General features: G+C 64.7%; 16 protein-coding genes and 2 pseudogenes. 8 read left to right on the top strand and 10 right to left on the bottom strand.

The annotated features are described in order from the left end of the window. Nucleotides 1-31: 31 nt before the first annotated feature. Nucleotides 32-328 carry a hypothetical protein gene (locus ACQCSU_RS11805; RefSeq protein WP_426975448.1) on the top strand — a complete coding sequence of 99 codons (297 nt, stop codon included), beginning with the start codon at nt 32-34 and terminating at the stop codon, nt 326-328. A 378-nt stretch (nt 329-706) separates the two neighbouring features. Beyond that, nucleotides 707-1,117 carry a hypothetical protein gene (locus ACQCSU_RS11800; protein WP_426975446.1) on the top strand — a complete coding sequence of 137 codons (411 nt, stop codon included), beginning with the start codon at nt 707-709 and terminating at the stop codon, nt 1,115-1,117. Here ACQCSU_RS11800 and ACQCSU_RS11795 read toward each other — a convergent pair. Then, nucleotides 1,092-1,706 carry a hypothetical protein gene (locus ACQCSU_RS11795; RefSeq protein WP_426975445.1) on the bottom strand — a complete coding sequence of 205 codons (615 nt, stop codon included), beginning with the start codon at nt 1,704-1,706 and terminating at the stop codon, nt 1,092-1,094. The two genes, ACQCSU_RS11800 and ACQCSU_RS11795, sit on opposite strands and share 26 nt — an antisense overlap. 763 nt (nt 1,707-2,469) lie before the next feature. Between ACQCSU_RS11795 and ACQCSU_RS11790 the strand changes: the two genes are divergently transcribed. After that, nucleotides 2,470-3,006: a mismatch-specific DNA-glycosylase gene (locus tag ACQCSU_RS11790; RefSeq protein WP_426975444.1), complete on the top strand. Its 537-nt coding sequence runs from the start codon at nt 2,470-2,472 to the stop codon at nt 3,004-3,006. A gap of 894 nt (nt 3,007-3,900) precedes the next feature. On the opposite strand, the gene ACQCSU_RS11785 is transcribed toward ACQCSU_RS11790, so the two are convergent. The 5 genes from ACQCSU_RS11785 to ACQCSU_RS11765 all read right to left on the bottom strand — a co-directional run bounded on the left by ACQCSU_RS11785 (nt 3,901) and on the right by ACQCSU_RS11765 (nt 7,924). Further along, nucleotides 3,901-4,191, bottom strand: coding sequence for a DUF427 domain-containing protein (locus ACQCSU_RS11785; protein WP_426975443.1), 291 nt, complete (start codon nt 4,189-4,191; stop codon nt 3,901-3,903). Continuing rightward, complete coding sequence (locus ACQCSU_RS11780) at nt 4,188-4,847, bottom strand: Crp/Fnr family transcriptional regulator (RefSeq protein ID WP_426975442.1); 660 nt, start codon at nt 4,845-4,847, stop codon at nt 4,188-4,190. The genes ACQCSU_RS11785 and ACQCSU_RS11780 overlap by 4 nt, the downstream gene beginning before the upstream one ends. A 125-nt stretch (nt 4,848-4,972) precedes the next feature. Beyond that, on the bottom strand, nt 4,973-5,425 hold the full coding sequence (locus tag ACQCSU_RS11775; protein WP_426975440.1) for a hypothetical protein: 453 nt from the start codon (nt 5,423-5,425) through the stop codon (nt 4,973-4,975). A 430-nt stretch (nt 5,426-5,855) separates the two neighbouring features. Next, complete coding sequence (locus ACQCSU_RS11770) at nt 5,856-6,167, bottom strand: thioredoxin family protein (protein WP_426975438.1); 312 nt, start codon at nt 6,165-6,167, stop codon at nt 5,856-5,858. Between the two features lie 332 nt (nt 6,168-6,499). Beyond that, nucleotides 6,500-7,924, bottom strand: a complete 1,425-nt coding sequence (locus ACQCSU_RS11765) for a dihydrolipoyl dehydrogenase family protein (protein ID WP_426975437.1) — start codon at nt 7,922-7,924, stop codon at nt 6,500-6,502. A 27-nt stretch (nt 7,925-7,951) separates the two neighbouring features. Between ACQCSU_RS11765 and ACQCSU_RS11760 the strand changes: the two genes are divergently transcribed. The 4 genes from ACQCSU_RS11760 to ACQCSU_RS11745 all read left to right on the top strand — a co-directional run bounded on the left by ACQCSU_RS11760 (nt 7,952) and on the right by ACQCSU_RS11745 (nt 12,317). Further along, a complete protein-coding gene (locus ACQCSU_RS11760) occupies nt 7,952-8,668 on the top strand; it encodes a class I SAM-dependent methyltransferase (protein ID WP_426975436.1) in 717 nt (238 codons plus the stop codon). Between the two features lie 394 nt (nt 8,669-9,062). Continuing rightward, nucleotides 9,063-10,250, top strand: a complete 1,188-nt coding sequence (locus ACQCSU_RS11755; protein ID WP_426975435.1) for an FAD-dependent monooxygenase — start codon at nt 9,063-9,065, stop codon at nt 10,248-10,250. Nucleotides 10,251-10,542: 292 nt separating this feature from the next. Beyond that, nucleotides 10,543-11,031, top strand: a complete 489-nt coding sequence (locus tag ACQCSU_RS11750; protein WP_426975434.1) for a hypothetical protein — start codon at nt 10,543-10,545, stop codon at nt 11,029-11,031. 74 nt (nt 11,032-11,105) lie between these two features. Further along, nucleotides 11,106-12,317, top strand: coding sequence for an ArsB/NhaD family transporter (locus ACQCSU_RS11745; RefSeq protein WP_426975433.1), 1,212 nt, complete (start codon nt 11,106-11,108; stop codon nt 12,315-12,317). 88 nt (nt 12,318-12,405) lie between these two features. Here ACQCSU_RS11745 and ACQCSU_RS11740 read toward each other — a convergent pair. After that, a pseudogene (locus ACQCSU_RS11740) lies at nt 12,406-12,495 on the bottom strand (IS5/IS1182 family transposase); the annotation flags it as partial. Nucleotides 12,496-12,962: 467 nt separating this feature from the next. Between ACQCSU_RS11740 and ACQCSU_RS11735 the strand changes: the two are divergent. Further along, the gene (locus ACQCSU_RS11735; protein ID WP_426975431.1) at nt 12,963-14,240 is read left to right on the top strand and encodes a TrkH family potassium uptake protein; all 1,278 of its coding nucleotides are present in this window, start codon (nt 12,963-12,965) and stop codon (nt 14,238-14,240) included. Between the two features lie 96 nt (nt 14,241-14,336). Here the strand turns inward: ACQCSU_RS11735 and ACQCSU_RS11730 are convergent, their stop codons facing one another. The 3 genes and pseudogenes from ACQCSU_RS11730 to ACQCSU_RS11720 all read right to left on the bottom strand — a co-directional run bounded on the left by ACQCSU_RS11730 (nt 14,337) and on the right by ACQCSU_RS11720 (nt 16,462). Next, a complete protein-coding gene (locus ACQCSU_RS11730; RefSeq protein WP_426975430.1) occupies nt 14,337-15,443 on the bottom strand; it encodes an FAD-dependent oxidoreductase in 1,107 nt (368 codons plus the stop codon). Nucleotides 15,444-15,462: 19 nt separating this feature from the next. Next, a pseudogene (locus tag ACQCSU_RS11725) lies at nt 15,463-15,783 on the bottom strand (NDP-hexose 4-ketoreductase); the annotation flags it as partial. A gap of 136 nt (nt 15,784-15,919) precedes the next feature. Beyond that, nucleotides 15,920-16,462 (bottom strand): DM13 domain-containing protein, encoded by a 543-nt coding sequence (locus ACQCSU_RS11720; RefSeq protein ID WP_426975429.1) that lies wholly within the window; start codon nt 16,460-16,462, stop codon nt 15,920-15,922. Nucleotides 16,463-16,671: the final 209 nt, after the last annotated feature.

The following is a 16,671-nucleotide window of genomic DNA, read 5'->3' as shown; positions in this document are numbered from 1 at the left end:
GTGAATCGCCGCGGTATTTGGGCCGCATGTAATGGCGCTTTTTGACGCAACGATTGCTGTAGGCTCCGATTCGAACCTTGGAGGACTGATGCTGAACTACTTTCGCGAGGCGCAGGAGGCGCGATTTGCAACCCCTGCGCGCCGAATGTATGGCTATGTCTCTGCCGGCATCGTGGTTGCCGTCGTGACATTGGTCTTTGCGGGTCTCGCACCAATATGGATTTCTTGGGCCACCTTCGTCGCTTCTTGCGTTCTGGACGCCGTCCTGACCAGAAATTGGATCAGGGAAGACGCGCTCCAGGCCTACCGACGCGAATATCCCGGCTGACGTTGCTCCGGGTCGCGGGCAACGTAATGACAGCGGCTCCAACGACCATCATCGAAACAAAACGGGGGAAGCTTTGGACCAACGTCCGACACATCACACTGGAAAGCCACCGGTACTGTCCGTCGTCCATCTTGTCCTCAGCCTCGGCGCCTTGGCGGCAACAAGTGCCGCGGCCATCCTGTGGAATCCGATCGACACGGATTTCATCACTCGCGCTGACAGTGCGGGGTGGGACATGACCATGCTCCTGCCTCACCAAATGGAACTCTCGCTCGTCGTCAATGCGTCAGTTCTCATAACCTTTGTCCTCGTCGTGACCGCGTTCTATGGAGTGCTGGCATCACGCCGGCGGGCCAAAGACTCACACGGAGCAAGCGCATGAGCTACGAGCGGCGCCTGACCTTCAACCTAAGAATGCGCGGGTTGTCCGAAGCCGAGATCGCCGGAGTACTCGACGACGTGCGGGCGCATGAGGCCGCCGCAGGGAATCTAACTAACGCCGATTTCAGCACGGCCGAGGACTACGCGAAGCATTTCCCCAGGAAGAAGAGGCGGACACGGGGAAGCGCCATCGTGGTCATAGGGGGAGTATTGGCGATCGCCTACATTCTCTTCGCGATCCTCCTCGCGATCCTCTTCAGAGCCGATATTCGAGAGTACGTCGGCCCGATCACGCTCTGGCCGGGGCTCGTATTGATCCTTGCTGGGACCTTGGCTGGATTCCTGACCGATTACTTCCAGCCTGCCGGAGCTCACGAGCCCGCTAAGGTTCCCCAAACGGGACGGTGACAACGCCAATCAGAGCTGCGAGATAATCGCCACTTACCTGTGGATTTGATCGCTTCGTGGCGGCATTCTGTGATCGCTTAGTGTCGCACCTGCGTAAGCCGATCATGCAGCAGCCGGGGGCAGCTCCGGAAGCCGAGGAAAGGACGTCCTTGCGGACCGCCCAACGGCCGACCGCTGCCGCTGCGCCAACGGTGGCCCATGGGATCAGCAGCAAGGGCTGCCAGCCGAGACCCAGGACGCTTCCCAGCAGCCAGAACGCTAGGGTGGGCACCGCGAAAAAGGCCCCGATGTGGATCCTTTGATTCCGGACTGGGCGCAGAAGGTAGGCCAACACCCAGGCCAGTGGCGCCGCGAACACCAGGGAAACTCCGAAACCATAAAAAACCACCACGCCCAAAAGGCCCCATACATGCCCGCCGTCCGTGCCGTCTCGCGCGGCGGGCACGCCGTAGCCTGCCGCAACCAAGAGCAGCAGCAGGCCTACCCAGAGCGAAGTGGCGATCAACCAGCCCTTGATAAATGCGTACGCGTCCAGGACCACCCTGTGTGATCGAACTGCCTGCGGCTGCGCCGCGTCCCCCAACGCCATGGGCCTAGCCTACCGATGCGCAAAACGTTCATGTATGTCCGCCCGATAGAGGATCGGCTTACGGGCGCTGGTGCGACACCGAGCGATCACAGAATGCCGCCACGAAGCGATCAAAACCACAGCCGTCAGTACAGGCATAAAGGGTCGTTATTGATGTTCTCGACGGGCCTCTCCCCTGGCGTTCCCGTGGCGGCGCGTCGCCACGGTGTTCGCCGTCTTAAGCCGCTAAGGGTTCCCCATACGGGACACCGAAACCGCCATTCCCAACTGTGAATTGACCGCCATTCCCAGTTAACAGTCACAACTGTGGGCAGGTCTTTTCTCGGCGTGTCGGCCGCCGCCAAAAGCCCGCCCGCACACGGGCCGTTAACGGTCTGCTGTCGACGTGCCACCACGGCGTCGAGGTGCACCGAGTACGTCGCCGCCGATTGACCAGACGACGAGCGCGGCGCTAAGCACGATCAAGACAGGTACTTGGACGACAAGCTGCGAGTCCCGCGGTAGCCAGAAGGCGGCAACGATCACCGCCAAACAAAACAACGCTATCCAGCCGGTGAACCTCACGACCGCGCGCAGCTTTCCGCTACCTGACTGACTCACTCGACCGTTCATGCGTTTCATTCTTCCAGCAAGGACCGACATTCCTGATTGGGGCTTGTGAAAAAGTGAAATATCCAACGCTAAGCCTCGGCACGCCCGGAAACGTTGGAAGCCCGATACCATGACATGGCGGCCGGAGGCGCCTGGGCGAAGGAGACGGGGAATGGATAGTGCGGGTCTGCCGGACCGGATTGCTGCGGGCATACAGGTCCTCATCACCGGGGACTATCCAGGCAGCAGCAGCCTCAACGAAGGCCACTACTACGTGGACCGCAGCAATAAGTTCTGGGCCCTGCTCTACGACTCAGGGCTGACCTCCGAGGCGCTGGCCTGGACAGACGACGAAGACCTTCCGCGACTGGGGATCAGTCTGACCGACCTGAACAAGTCCGACGAACTTGGCTCGGGCCACACCCGGTTGGAGGCACTGGTGCGCCGGTTCCGCCCGCAATGTGTGGCCTTCAACGGCAGGGGTGTTGCCGAGGACTACGTCAGGCAGGCCGGTACCCGTCGGCGCGTCGAGATGGGCCTTCAGGACTGGGGAATCGCCGGCAACGAAGTGTTCGTCCTGCCCAGCAGCTCCAGCCTGAACACACACCCACGACTGCTGGGCCGGGACGGACTGCTTCTGGGCAGGCCCGGCTGGTGGGCGCGGCTAGCCATGCACCTGGGGCGGCGCAGCGACGGGCAGGGGGAATAGCCGGCACCTGAAGCGGGGCCGGGGTGAGCGGAACCCACGGAGGCCTCCCGGGCGGGCACTGTCCCCCTGGGGGTATTGATCTCGGCAAGCGCGGTGTCTCGCGCAGGGAGCCACCCGTTACCTTGGCGCGTACACGGCAAGCGTTACACCGTGAGCCCTTGGACGCTCGGGGCAGGAGGGAAAACCAAGTGCTGTCTTGCGAACGATCGTTACCGGACACCGGGTCAACGTGGGGTTACTTCGAAAACGGAAAAATCGTACGCTAACGCGGGCGGAACGCAGCTATGCCCCTGGTCAGCTCAAGAAGTGGATGGGACAACACGCAGGGTGATAAGGAACGAGTCACTGTCGGTCCGTTTGGGGAACCTTGCAGCGGGCGATGCCATGAAGCTGATTCGCGCGCGGAACGTGCTGGGTATGGCCGGACGTCCTGGGGTCTTTGCCTGCTCTGGACGGCCGTCCTCGTTCTCGCAGGGCTGGGTCAACTGTCCACATTCCTCCTCCAGGCCCTGATGGCGAGCATCAACGTTCGTCCACGGACAGCCCGCAGCGAAAATGCGCCGCCGAGGGATCAACACCTCCAGCCCGGACAAGGGACAGCAACCCAAGCATGTAGGGTGCCCATGTTGTTCAGGCCGGTCCGGACATATCATGATCGCAATCAAGCTCGCACGTCAGAGTCAATCATGACCATTCCACCGTTACCGGGCTCATGAGATGTTCTCCCTCATCTAGTTCCTACGGGGTGTTCGGTGCGTTGGCCAGCAGCTCGCCATAGGCGCTGACGGCGGGCAGGGGCCGGGAGTCTGGCGATGACCGCGTGGCGTGCAGATTCTTTGTGTCTGTTGTATTTACAGGGACACAATTTAGGGGGGGCACAGCCGGCCAGGGACTTCAGGGCCTGATGTCCACGCCGCTTCCGGGGGCGAAGGCGATGTGGCCCTTGATTTTCCGGGCCAGCGGTGTCGGGTGCGGGTACATCCAGGCGGCATTCGCCGCCCGGCGGCTCCCGGTGCGTACGTGGTAGTAGCGGGCAACGCCCTTCCAATAGCACAGGGTCCGGACCCAGCTCTTCTCCAAAACGTCCGGGCTCACCGACTCCATGGGGAAGTAGTGGTTGCCTTCCAGATAGACCGTCTCCTCCGAGCGGGCGATCACCTGGCCCTGGAAGGTCGCGGTGATCATGAGGTGCTCCGGCCTATTTTGTAGAGGATGTCGCGGTCCTGGATGATGATGCGTCCGCGGCCCTGGCGGATGGCTTTCCTGGCCGTGAGGTCACTCATGATCTTGCTGGTGGCCTCCCGGGAGGCGCCGAGCAGGCCGGCAAGCTGTTCGTGGGTCAGATGGATAGTCCGGGCCTGTCCGAAGCGGGGAGCGGCCGCGGCGTCACCGAGTTTCAGCAGGGTGGACGCCACCTGGGCTGCCAGCGGGCGCAGAGCAAGATCCGTGAGACGTTCTTCGAGGCGGGCAACCTGTTCGCCCAGGAGCCGCGAGATGCGGATGGCGATGCGCGGGTCCGAGAGCAGGAACCGTTCGACTTCGTCCACGCTGAGCTGGCAGATCATTGCGTCTTCGATGGCTTCAGCGTAGTTGTCATACATCCGCTGGCCCACGAGCATCATCTCCCCGAACACGGCCCCTGGTTCCAGGATGGCCATGGTCAGGGCTTTGCCGTCTTCGGCGACGCGGAAGATCCGTACCCTGCCGGCTTTGAGGATGAACAGCGCCTTGACGGGCTGGCTTTGGCTGAACAGCAGCTCACCGCGCCGGAACAGCCGGGCCGGGGCCATCAGGTTCATCGCCTCGATTTCCTGCGCGCTCAGGTCGGCGAACAGGTCCACTTCGTTTAAACAGCTGAATGGGTCAGCGGGTCCTGTCATCAGGGGGTCAGCCTCTCGTCGCTCCGGGGACCAGGGGCGCAGATCCCCGGAAACGGTGGCTGCCACATCGACCCGGCACGTATCGGTCATGCCTGGCTCTTGAGAACGCGGACCGCCACCAGTGCCAGAATAACGCCATAAATCAGGTGGCCCATGAGGCTCATCAACGCGGTGAGGTCAACGGCGAACAGGGGCATGCCCATCATGACCGGCATGATCATCAGTGGCCCCAGCACCCACCAGATCGCCCCATAACCGAGTCCGGTCAGAGCGCCGCGGCCGTACCCGGACAGGAACCGGTTGCCGAACAGCACCGTGAGGCCCAGCCCGATGAACACTGAAATCACCAGGTGCACCCCGAACCCGACCACTGCCGAGCTGGAACCGACCATGGAGGCGATGACGGGCAGCATGCCCATCATCGCCATGAGCACTCCAAACACGAGACCACCGGCAATACCTCCCGCGACCCCGGCAGCAACGCGCCGGCCCAGGCCCGAGACGGAACCCTGATGGGAAACAGCTGATGCAGAGCTCATGGCAATCACCTTTGATCGAAGTTGTGCTGACCTCCCCAGCGTATTGCCGGGCTCCGAAGGCGTTCAGTAATCTGCACTACACAACGGAACGCTTCTGTCCCGGCCGGCAGGGGTCACCGTGCTTGATCGGGCGCGGACCTTGAGTCCCAGCAGCAGCGGGATGAAGGTTCGTTGTTCTTGCTGTTTCTCCAGCGGTACAAGAACTACACCGACTCATTGGTGGATTTGATGCTGGTGTCCATCGGCGGCATCACACCGTCCCGCTGCGGGAGGCTCTGCGACAAGTCAGGCGGACCGCGCCGTATCCCTCCAAGGCCGAAGTGCAACCCAGAGGCCGCAGCGCCGGCAAATATAGGTGTGTCCGGCTGCGAGTGCATGCAGCTTTTTGCGCTGCATCGTCCTGCCGCAACAGGAGCACGTGTATTCGCTGTCAGAATCCATGGTTTTTGAGCGCTTCTTTGAGTTGATCGACCGTTGGCAGACCCGCGAAGCCGCTTGGAGTCCGGTAGATCCGACAGGCGAGGTCGCTGGTCGGGGCCCCACCGGGAAAGATATCGGCCCCGTCAACTGTGATCGTCGGAGAACCGGCAAAGGCGGTGCCCGCTGTGTCCGCTGAAGACTCCAGCAGCCGCATGTGTACTGCGGTGTCCCCGTGGCCCAAAGCGGCCAGGGCAGTTTCCACGCGCTGGGCTGCTTCAGTCGAGTTGGGGCACTCATCGATGTGCAGCAGTTCTATCCTCATGCAGATATTCTCCATCGCCGACCACTGACATGCAGCAGCTGAGCAACCTATCGGGCTGGAATGTCGTCAGGTCTCTGCCGGGGCGTGGCGTGCCGATTCCAGGGGCGGTCATGATCTGCGTGTTCGGATCGGCAGGGATCGGCGCCGTTGATTTGGGACGGTGGGACCGTGGCGCCCATGGCCCGGGCCTGGTCGCAGATGGCTCAAACAGCGTCCATACGCACATCCTCGGTCAGCGGGGCTGTCTGGTGGGGATCGCTCTCCGGACGCGAAACGGTATTCACTTCCTCCATCGTGCCGCCGGGCAGGCGTCGGTGCGCTCATGTGGCCGGTTATCGTCGGATCAGCCGGGTGTCCAGGTCGGCCCGCCAGCGGCGCAGGAACAGCAGTGTTTTGATAACGGCGGCCGCGGCGGGTGCGCGCAGGCGGGCCCGGACGTCGGCGATCGCGGCGTTCCATACCCCGTCCGAGTAGGTGGGGTACGGGTGCGTGGCTGCGGCGATGTCGGAGGTCCTGAGCCGGTGTTCCATGGCCAGGACGGCCTCGGCCAAAGATTCCCCTGCCCGCGGCCCGACGATGGTGGCGCCCAGGATGTGCCCGCGCTGGTCCGCGATCAGCCGGGTGAAGCCGTCCGTGGTGTTGTCGGTGACCGCCCGGTCCACGTGGGTGTGGTGGATGGTCCGGACCATGGCGTGTGTCCCGGGAGGGTGTGTGGCGCCGACGGCGGCGAGTTCGGGGGATGTGTATGTGACCCGTGGCACGACCGGGCTGATTTTGAGGTTCAGGCCAAGAACGGCGTTGCGGGCGGCGATGCTGGCGTGTACTCCGGCGACATGGGTGAAGCGGGGATGGGCGGTGACGTCACCGGCGGCCCAGACGGACGGGTTCGTGGTCCGCATCCTGGGATCAGTGACGATCTGGCCGTGGGCGTCGGTGGAGATGTCCAGATGTTCGAGTCCGAGCCCGGCTGTGCGCGCCGTGCGGCCGGCCGCCAGCAGCACGGTGTCGGCGGTGACGACCGTGCCATCTCCCAGTTCCAGGCGGGAACCGGGTTTAGCGGGGCTGATCCGTTCCACACGGGTGTGTTCCAGGACCCGGATGCCGTCGGCTTCCAGGCTGGTCTTGACCAGCGCGGCTGCTTCGCGGTCTTCTCTGGGCAGGATCGTTGACCGGATGATCAGCGTGACCTCGGATCCGAGCCGGGCGAAGGCCTGGCCCAGTTCGCAGCCAAGGGGGCCGCCGCCGATGACGGCCAGGCGGGCCGGGATCGCGGGGAGGTCCCAGACGGTTTCGGACGTCACCACCGAAGGGCCCGCGAGCCCGGGAACCTCGGGGACATGCGGGGCCGCGCCCGTGGCGATGAGAGCCTGCCGGAATCTGATTGTCCGGCCGTCAACGGTGGCTACGCCGGGAGCCTCGAATCTGGCAGCGCCCCTGATGAACCGCACCCCGGCAGCCTCCAGGGCCTGCGGGGAATCCGCCGGCTCGATGGTGGCGATGGCATCCCGGATCATTGTGCGCACGATGGAGAAGTCCGGGTCCTGCCCGGTGAGCATTGCCCTGGTGCGGGCCGTGGCGGCGGCGGCCAGGAGTGTCTTGGACGGGACACAGCCGGTCCACAGGCAATCACCTCCGGTCCGGTCGCGTTCGACCAGAACGGTCCGGGCGCCGACGCCGGCGGCCGTCATCGCGCCGACCAGCCCGGCGGTGCCGCCGCCGAGGACCAGCAAATCAACAATCCCGTCCCTGTCCGCCATGTCCGTGCCCTCCGTCGTCGGGTAAGTTTGGCACCCAGGCCCCGGTCACTACCATCGGCCGAGTGTGGCCAACTGGAACGGGAGGGCACCGTCAAGGACAAGTACAACATCTATGCACCGGTCTACGACGTGCTCTCCGGCGAGCGAGCCGTATACCGGGCGGGTCGTATCCAGGGCATCGACGCCCTCGACCCCCGGCCCGGGGATCAGGTCCTGGACATCGGCTGCGGGACCGGCCTGAACTTCCCGCTCCTGCAGGACAGGATCGGCCCCACGGGGACAATTATCGGTATCGACCGCAGCCCCGGAATGCTCCGCCAAGCACAGCGCCGTGCCCGGCTGCACCGCTGGGACAACATCATTCTGGTGCAGGCGGACGTCATCAGCCTCGATGCGTCGGCGGTCATGGAGCAGGTTAGCGGCCAAGGAGGCACCCCGGCCTCGGACGGCATCATTGCCACATATTCGCTGTCGCTGATGCCGGCCTGGCGGACCGCATGGGCGACCATCCAGACCCTGTTGGGCGCGGATGCACGGGTCAGTATTGTCGACATGCAAGAACCGTACGGGAGCGCACGCTGGCTTGCCCCGCTTGCCCGTTTCGCCTGCAGGATTGGCGGTGCAGACATCTTCGCCCACCCCTGGCTGGCCGTGGAGGAAGACTGTGTGGGCGTCCTCAGCCGGTCGGCACGGGGCGGGCATCTCCAGATCCGGGCAGGGACCCTGCAACACCGCCACGAGTAGGCTGGTCGACTCAAGGTTTCAGGGAGCTCCGTCCAGGTCGCCAGCCGTCGGTGACTTCGTCGCTGATTCTGTCCAGGAACGCGTCCGGTCGATGTGAGTGTGCGATTCCAGCCAGAACGGTGAAGCGATGGCATCGGCCAGCGAGACGACGGACGCGGAATTATTCAAGCTGAGCGGTACCAACGGGAGTTAGGCGGCTGGCTGTTGGGACTGTTTGCTTGACTCCTTGACCTGCCCCAGGGACCGAGCAGAATCCGCGTCTGGTCCTCGCGGGTGTCCTGCACTCTTGACGAGCCTCCTGGAGGGTCCAAGAATGAGGCAACAGCTGCCGTCGGGGTGCTCGTCACTGCGCCGGCGGCTTCTCTGGGGCCGAGCCGATGGAGTGGGGTAGGACGTGAAGGCCATAGTCGCCGGGGCGGGAATTGCCGGGCTCGTCGCAGCCCGCCAGTTGGGCCTGGCGGGGTGGGAGGTCGAGGTCCTGGAGAAATCCCCTGCCCCCCGACCTGACGGGTACATGATGGATTTCTTCGGTCCCGGGGTCGAGGCATCGGAGAGGATCGGCCTCTACCCGCGTCTGGCGGCGGTCGCCTACCACGTCGAAGCGGTCGAGTACGTCGACGCCGAGCTACGCCCGACCGCGCGCCTGGACTACGACCAGTTCGCCCGGCTCGCTGGCGAGAAAGTCCTGAGCCTGCTGCGCCCGGACATGGAGCGCGCCGCCCTCACCGCGCTCGAGGACGTTCCCTCCGGGCGGGTCCGCGTCCGCTACGCGGCGCGGGTCTCCGGCGCCTGGGCTGACGACGACAGCGCGGGAGTGGCCGTCGACGCCTCAGCGGTGCCGCTGCCCGGCGCCGATCTCCTCATCGGCGCCGACGGCGTCCATTCCGAGGTGCGCGCCCACGTGTTCGGCCGCGAAAAGGACTACCTGCGCCCCTTGGGCATGCGCGCCGCCGCGTTCATCGTGGCCGATCCCGGGCTGAACGCCCGCTTCGCGAACCGCTTCCTGCTCACCGACACGGTCGACCGGCTGGCCGGGCTCTACAGCCTGCGCACCGACGAGGTGGCCGCCTTCCTCGTCTACCGTGACGCCAACAGAGCACAGGGGGACGGGCAGCCTCAGAGTACCCGGGAGCGGCTCCGCCGGGAGTTCGCCGGCCTGGGCGACGCCGTCGACAGGCTGCTCGAGCTGTGCCCTGAGCACCCATACGATGACGTCGTCGCCCAAATCGTCATGCCCGCCTGGCACAAAGGCAGAGCCATTCTGATCGGGGACGCCTGCGGGGCAGTCTCGCTCCTGGCCGGCCAAGGCGGCTCCCTCGCCATAGCCGGGGCAGCGCTTCTGGGGGACCTCCTCGGGCCCGTGGACTCTCCGTCCGGGATCGACCCGGCCATGGCCGAGTTCGAACGGCGCTGGCGGCCGGTCGTGGAGGAAGCACAGGCCGCGGGGAGGCGCGCGTCGTCGTCGTTCCTTCCCGCGAACAGGACCCAGCGACTCCTGCGCCGCTGGATCATACGTGCCACCCATCTGCCGGGCATCGATCGGCTGGTGGCCCGCCAGATCGTGGGCAGGATCGCAAAGTAACCACCAACCTCCGCTCTCACCGACACGGGTAGCATCGGTACGGTCATAGTCACCTCTGGCCCGGCCCTATCGAGGCCGGTAAGATCGCACTTTCCCCTCAAGGAAGGGAACGCACGCGCCTGAGAGTAATTCTGGACAGGCAAGCGACAAAGCCACGTCCAGGGCCGCGCCTGCAGAATAACGGGTTCGGCAGGTGGCCTGATCGCTGAACACGAAGACAACCCCTGCCAAGCGCAGGGAATCGGTGGTTGGATGGGCCTACGTTCTGTCTTCGGAGGCATGAGGAGCCGCTGTGCGCGCAGCCGACCTGCAAGTTGCTTTACCCGTTGTGCGCCGCGAGACCAATGCGGTGGAAGCCGGGCGCCTGATCGCGGACAGCGGTTTGGTGGGGCTGGTTATTGCAAACGAGCTGGGAGTTCCCACTGCCATAGTCTCGGCCGTGGACGTGCTGCGGCTCATGGTGCCCGGTTACCTTCTCGATGATGTGTCGCTGGCGGCCGTGTTCGACGAGGCTGGGGCAGGCGAGTTGTGGGAATACCTCGCAGAACGGACTGTCGGCGAGATGCTTGACGATGAGGGCGTCGCCGTACGCAAGATCCTTTCCATTGAGTCCGATGCGACCCTGGTCGAGATCGCGGCGCGCATGGTGGATGCCCGGACTCAGATTGCCTTGGTCCGCGACTCACCTCGGGATGCCCCGATGTTTGTCACTCTTCCCGCCGTCATCAAGGCCGTCCTGGCCAGCGCCGGCGCTCCTGACTCACGGAGCGAGGAGCAGTGACGGTCCAGGTCATTCTTGCTCTCGGTGTCTTTCTCACAGCGTATGTTCTGATCGCTACCGAAAAGCTGCCGCGGATGACCACCGCGCTGGGCGGCGCAGCTGCAATGGTTTTGATCGGTGCCACCAATGACGCGGGAATGTTTTTTTCGGCCGAGAGCGGGATCGACTGGAATGTCATCTTCCTGCTGCTGGCCATGATGATTATTGTCGGCATCCTCCGGCAGACGGGACTCTTCGAGTTCCTCGCGATCTGGGCGGCGAAGAAGGCACGGGGCCATCCGTTCCGGATCATGGTGATCCTGGTGGTCATCACGGCGGTGCTCTCGGCACTACTGGACAACGTCACCACGGTGCTGCTCACCGCCCCCGTGACGCTCCTGGTGTGTGAACGGCTCGCCGCGCCGCCGGTTCCCTTCCTGATTGCGGAGGTGATGGCCAGCAACATCGGAGGCACGGCCACTCTGATTGGCGACCCGCCAAACATCATCATCGCCAGCCGAGGGGGCCTGACCTTCAACGACTTCATCATCAACCTTGCGCCGATAGTGGCGGTGCTCCTCGTCGTCTTCATCGGACTGTGCCGCTGGATGTTCCGCTCCGCCTTCCGTTTCCATCCGGACCGTGCCGCGCGCGTCATGGCCTTGAACGAGAAGGAGGCGCTGGGGGAGAAGTCATTGTTGATCAAATCGCTCGTGGTGGTGGGCCTGGTGCTGATCGGTTTTGTTGCCCGCCCTGTGCTGGGGTTCGCACCGTCCGTTGTCGCGATGCTCGGCGCAGGGCTCCTGGTGCTGCTCGCCCGGCTTGAACCGCGAAAAGTGTTCGGGGACGTCGAATGGGAGACGCTGCTGTTCTTTGCGGGCCTGTTCATCATGATCGGTTCCCTGGTCAACCTTGGAGTCATCGACGCGGTGGGCGAGGCCGTCGCTTCTCTCATCGGGGACAACTACGACGCCGCCGCCGTCGCAATGCTCGCAGGCTCGGCTTTCGCGTCCGGCATCATTGACAACATCCCCTACGTGGCCACACTCGCTCCGATTACGCATGACCTTGTGGAGGCAGGAGGCGCCGCAGCCAAGCCCCTCTGGTGGGCGCTGGCCCTCGGTGCGGACCTCGGCGGCAACGCCACCGCCGTCGGAGCCAGTGCAAACGTCGTCGTCATCGGGATAGCGAAGCGCTACGATCACCCCATCTCGTTCTGGACGTTCACCAAATACGGGCTGGTGGTCACCGCCGTCACCATCGGTCTCTGCGTGCCCTACCTGCTCCTGCGGTACTACCTGTTCTGAACCGGTTCGCTAAGAGTCTGTTCCTAAACCTGCTTGGCCAGTCGTTTGCTGGTGATTCTGACAATGGTCCAGCGGATCATGGCTTCGTGGTGGGCGGTAACCGTTCGTAGTCGCGCACGCATCGCCGGTGCCGGACAATCCAGGCCAAGGTCCGTTCAACGACCCAGCGCCGCGGCAGGCCAGTGGATCATCGGCGCGCAATCGGCCGAATAGTGTCCGATCCACGGAATCCTGGGAGCCAGTCTCCGGTCATCCAGTGGCGGAGCGGGTCGACTCCCGCGGGGGCCCAGCCTTCGGTGATTTCTTGGATGACTCTGTCCAGGAAAGCGTCGGGGCGGGTGAGTGGGCGATGGCGGCCCAGTGTGGCGAGGCGACGGCAGCGGTCAGGGCCGCGATGGACGGGTAGAGAGACGCCGCGACGATGGCCAGGCCTTGGCCGTGGCGGGGCTGGTCGCATGCGAGGGCGTCAGAGATTTCCACGGTGTGGGTGGTGCTGGAATTGGTCGTACCAGGTCCGGTTGATGGTGCTGGCGATGTGGAAGGCTTTGCGTACTCCGGAGCGTCCGTGTCGGGTGATGAGGTTCTTGTGGTGGTGCCAGGCAGTGGTGATCTCCGGTCCGCTCCGTGCCGCTGGCGTTTCTTGCCGTGATACTCCTCGGCGCCGGGTTGCTGATGCTGCCGGCCGCACGCACCGCAGCCGGCACTGACCCCCTGCTGCCAGCCCTGTTCACAGCCGTTTCGGCCGTCTGCGTCACCGGCCTGGTTACCGTAGACACCGCCACGTTCTGGACACCCTTCGGCCAGGGGGTGATTCTCGGACTCATCCAAGTCGGAGGATTCGGCATCATGACCCTGGCAACACTGCTGGCGCTCCTGGTCAGGAAGACCATCGGCCTGCGGGGCCAACTTGTCGCACAATCCGAAACCCACACCCTGAACTTCGGGGACGTCCGCTCCGTCCTCTTCCGGGTCGCCCGCATCATGGTCCTGTTCGAAGCCGCCACCGCCGTCATCCTCACCGTCCGGTTCTGGATTGCCTACGACGAGAACCCGGCCACAGCGCTCTGGCACGGGGCCTTCCACGCCATCTCAGCGTTCAACAACGCCGGCTTCGCCCTCTACAGCGACAACCTCATCAGCGTTGCCGATGACCCGCGGATCATCATCCCCATCTGCGCAGCCATCATCGCCGGCGGGCTCGGCTTTCCCGTGCTCATCGCCCTGCTCAGGGGCGGGATCAGGATGAAAGACTGGACCGTCCACCTGCGCCTGACAATCTACGGCACCCTGTTTCTGCTGGCCGCCGGTGCCGCGCTCTTCGCAGCTTTTGAATGGAACAGAGAGCAGACCCTGGCCCCGCCGTCATTCGCCGGGAAACTTCTGGCCACGCTTGCAGGCAGTGTCTTCCCCCGCACCGCAGGGTTCAACAGCATCGACTACGGCGCCGCAGCACCCGAAACCCTGATGGTCACCAACATCCTGATGTTCATCGGCGGCGGCAGCGCCGGAACCGCAGGCGGTATCAAGATCACCACCTTCCTCGTCCTCGGCTTCGCGATCTGGAACGAAATCCGCGGCCGGGACCACGTCACGATCGCCCACCGCTCCATCAGCTCCTCGTCCCAGCGCCAGGCCCTCTCCGTCGCACTCCTGGGCGTCGCCGCGGTCATCAGCGGCACCCTGCTGCTGCTCATGTTCACCGACCACAGCCTCGAGAAAGTACTCTTCGAATCCATCTCGGCCTTCGCGACCGTAGGCCTGAGCACCGGCATCACCTATGATCTGCCACCGAGCGCCCAATGGGTTCTCATGGCGCTCATGTTCACCGGGCGCATCGGGACCATCACCGTCGCCTCCGCCCTCGCCCTGTCCTCACGGCCCCGCCTGTACCAACTGCCCGAAGAACGACCCATTATCGGCTGACACCTGGTGCGGCAGGCCAGATGACCCGCCGCACCCACTCCACGTCCCATGACAGCATCCCTAGCTAGATGACGGTCGCGACTGGGGGTGCGATCCTCAGCGCGGGAGTAACCCGGCGGTGAGGTTGCGGGCAATGAGGCCCGTGCGGGTCGCGGGGACGAGCAGCGCGGCGGCCAGATTATGGCCGCGCTGGCGCGAGCTGGCCAGCTTGCGGTGGCGGGATTCGTAGCCGCGCAGCGCGGCCGGGAGGTCCTCAGGGGTGGCGGCCAGGGCTTCGGCCAGAGTAGTGGCGCCGGTCATGGCGAGGCTGGACCCGTCGCCGAACAACGATACGCAGGAGGCGGCGTCACCCAGCAGCGTCACCCGCCCCCGGGACCAGCCCGGCAGCCGGATCTGGCTGACGGAGTCGAAATACAGGTCCTTGGCAGTGAGGACCTGCTCGCGCAGGTCGGGCAGCTCGGGCACGGGCCAGTCGTATACGGTATAGGCGTCGAGAACGATCCGTTGCTGGGTCCGGGTGTCTCGATAGTCCAGGCCGGGCGGGCCGCGGAAGATGAAGCCGGCCCCGGCGGTTCCGCGTACCGGATGGATGGTCAGCGACAGGCCCGGCTGGTTGTACATGAGCACCGTTCCGGGGTCGGCTGCGGGTCTACCGAGCGATAGCGTGGCGATGTAGAGGCCGAGATGGCGGACGAAACCGTTTTCGGGGCCGAACGCCAGGGCCCGTACCGTGGAGTGCAGTCCGTCGGCGCCGACGACCAGGTCGAACCGGCGCGGGGCCGCCCGCTTGAAGGTGACGTCGACGCCGTCGTCATCCGCCCGCAGGGCGGTGATCGAGTCCCCGAACAGGAACTCGGCCTCGTCTCGGCCGGCCTCGCAAAGGATCGCCGCGAGGTCGGCACGGGGTATCTCGACGTCATCGCCCCGGGGCCGGCCGAGCCGCAGCGGGCCGACCCGACGCCCGGATGCGGTCACGAAAGCCAGGCCCGGCGCGTTGGTTGCGGCCTCGTGCAGGCGCGGCAGGATGCCCATCCGCCGGGCCACCTCGATGGCCGCGCCATGAACGTCGACCGGGCTGCCGCTGGAGCGCAATACCTGGGCGCGTTCGACCACCGTCGGCTGGAACCCGTGGCGGGCCAGCCAGTACGCCAGGGTGGCGCCGGCGATGCCCGCCCCGCAGATCAACACGGTGCGTTGTCCCATGCCCGTCAGTTTAACGGGAACGACACGGCCGGGCACCCATCGCGGGGTCGTAGCCGCGGGTTGCCAGGAGTACCTTGGCCGCGGTCGTGAGCTCGATGCCCAGGTCCTTGTCCGCCAGTCGCTTCTCCAGCCGTCCGACGAACTGTCCACGATCTCGATGATCTCGTCCTGGGTCAGCTGGGGGAAGACCACAACGTCGTCAACACGGTTCAGGAACTCGGGGCCGAAGTGCTGCTTGAGCTCCTCAGGTTACGCGGGCGCGCATCCTGTTGTAACCGGTTTGCGTGTCCGTGCCGGACTGGAAGCCGGTGGCCACGCTCTTGGAGATGTCGCGGTCGCCGAACAGTAACGCTCCTTAGCGCTACTTTTCCGCGGAATGGTCCTCGACCCCCAAGCCCACTGGCGGACGGTCAATGATTTGGTTTCGGGACAGACCGCCCACCGGTCGGAGCTAGCAACCTACCGAGTGAGTACACCTATGCGGGGAGGTCGGCGGCGGCGAAGGAGACGGCGAAGCGTGCACACCAGATGCTGACCGAGCTGTAGGTGGAGAGGTCCGTCCCGGATGGAATGACATAGTTCTGATCGCCCTTGTTGGCTTTGAGGGGGCCGAGGTCGAGGTAGTTGCCGTCGTCAAAGACGTACCAGCCCTCGGTGCTGTCGATGACGGGGGCGTCTGTGAGCCAGATGCGCAGGTCGGGGCCGTCGGAGGTGACCAGGTTCTCGAAGCGGATGATCTGGCTTCCGTCGGGGAGCCGGAGAATTTTCACCGTTCCGCTGCTGGCGTGTTCGTGGCTGATGAGGGTGCCTACGGCAAGGACAACAGGACCGGCTGGCACTTCAGGGGTTTTCGTCACGGAGCCGGCGTCAATGGGGGGTGTTGCTGCTGTGCGGGTGGGGACGGCTTCGGAGATGGTTGAGCTGGTGAAGAGCCGCCATGGCTGGAAGAGGTAGAGTCCGACTCCGAGCAGCACGGCGAGGAGAGCTGTTGAGCTGATGAGGATGATACGCCGTCGCATGCCCAATTATATGTCCTTTACTGCCAACGAAGCCGGAGGTTGCCGATGGCGTGGTGTTCTCCGGGGGTGTGGCTGTGACAGGGGTGTATGGACGCGGCGCTGGACACCTGTTTCGGAGAGGGTCGAGCAGCGGCTGCGATCAGCAGGGACATTCCCGAGGTCGCCGATCGGGCCCATGTCGGGCACGGTCACCCGGACTTGGTCCTGGA

This window comes from Pseudarthrobacter sp. O4 (assembly GCF_050157025.1).
GTDB lineage: Bacteria > Actinomycetota > Actinomycetes > Actinomycetales > Micrococcaceae > Arthrobacter.
Note: the sequence above shows the minus strand (reverse complement) of the source record. Positions and strands in the feature narration are given on the sequence as shown.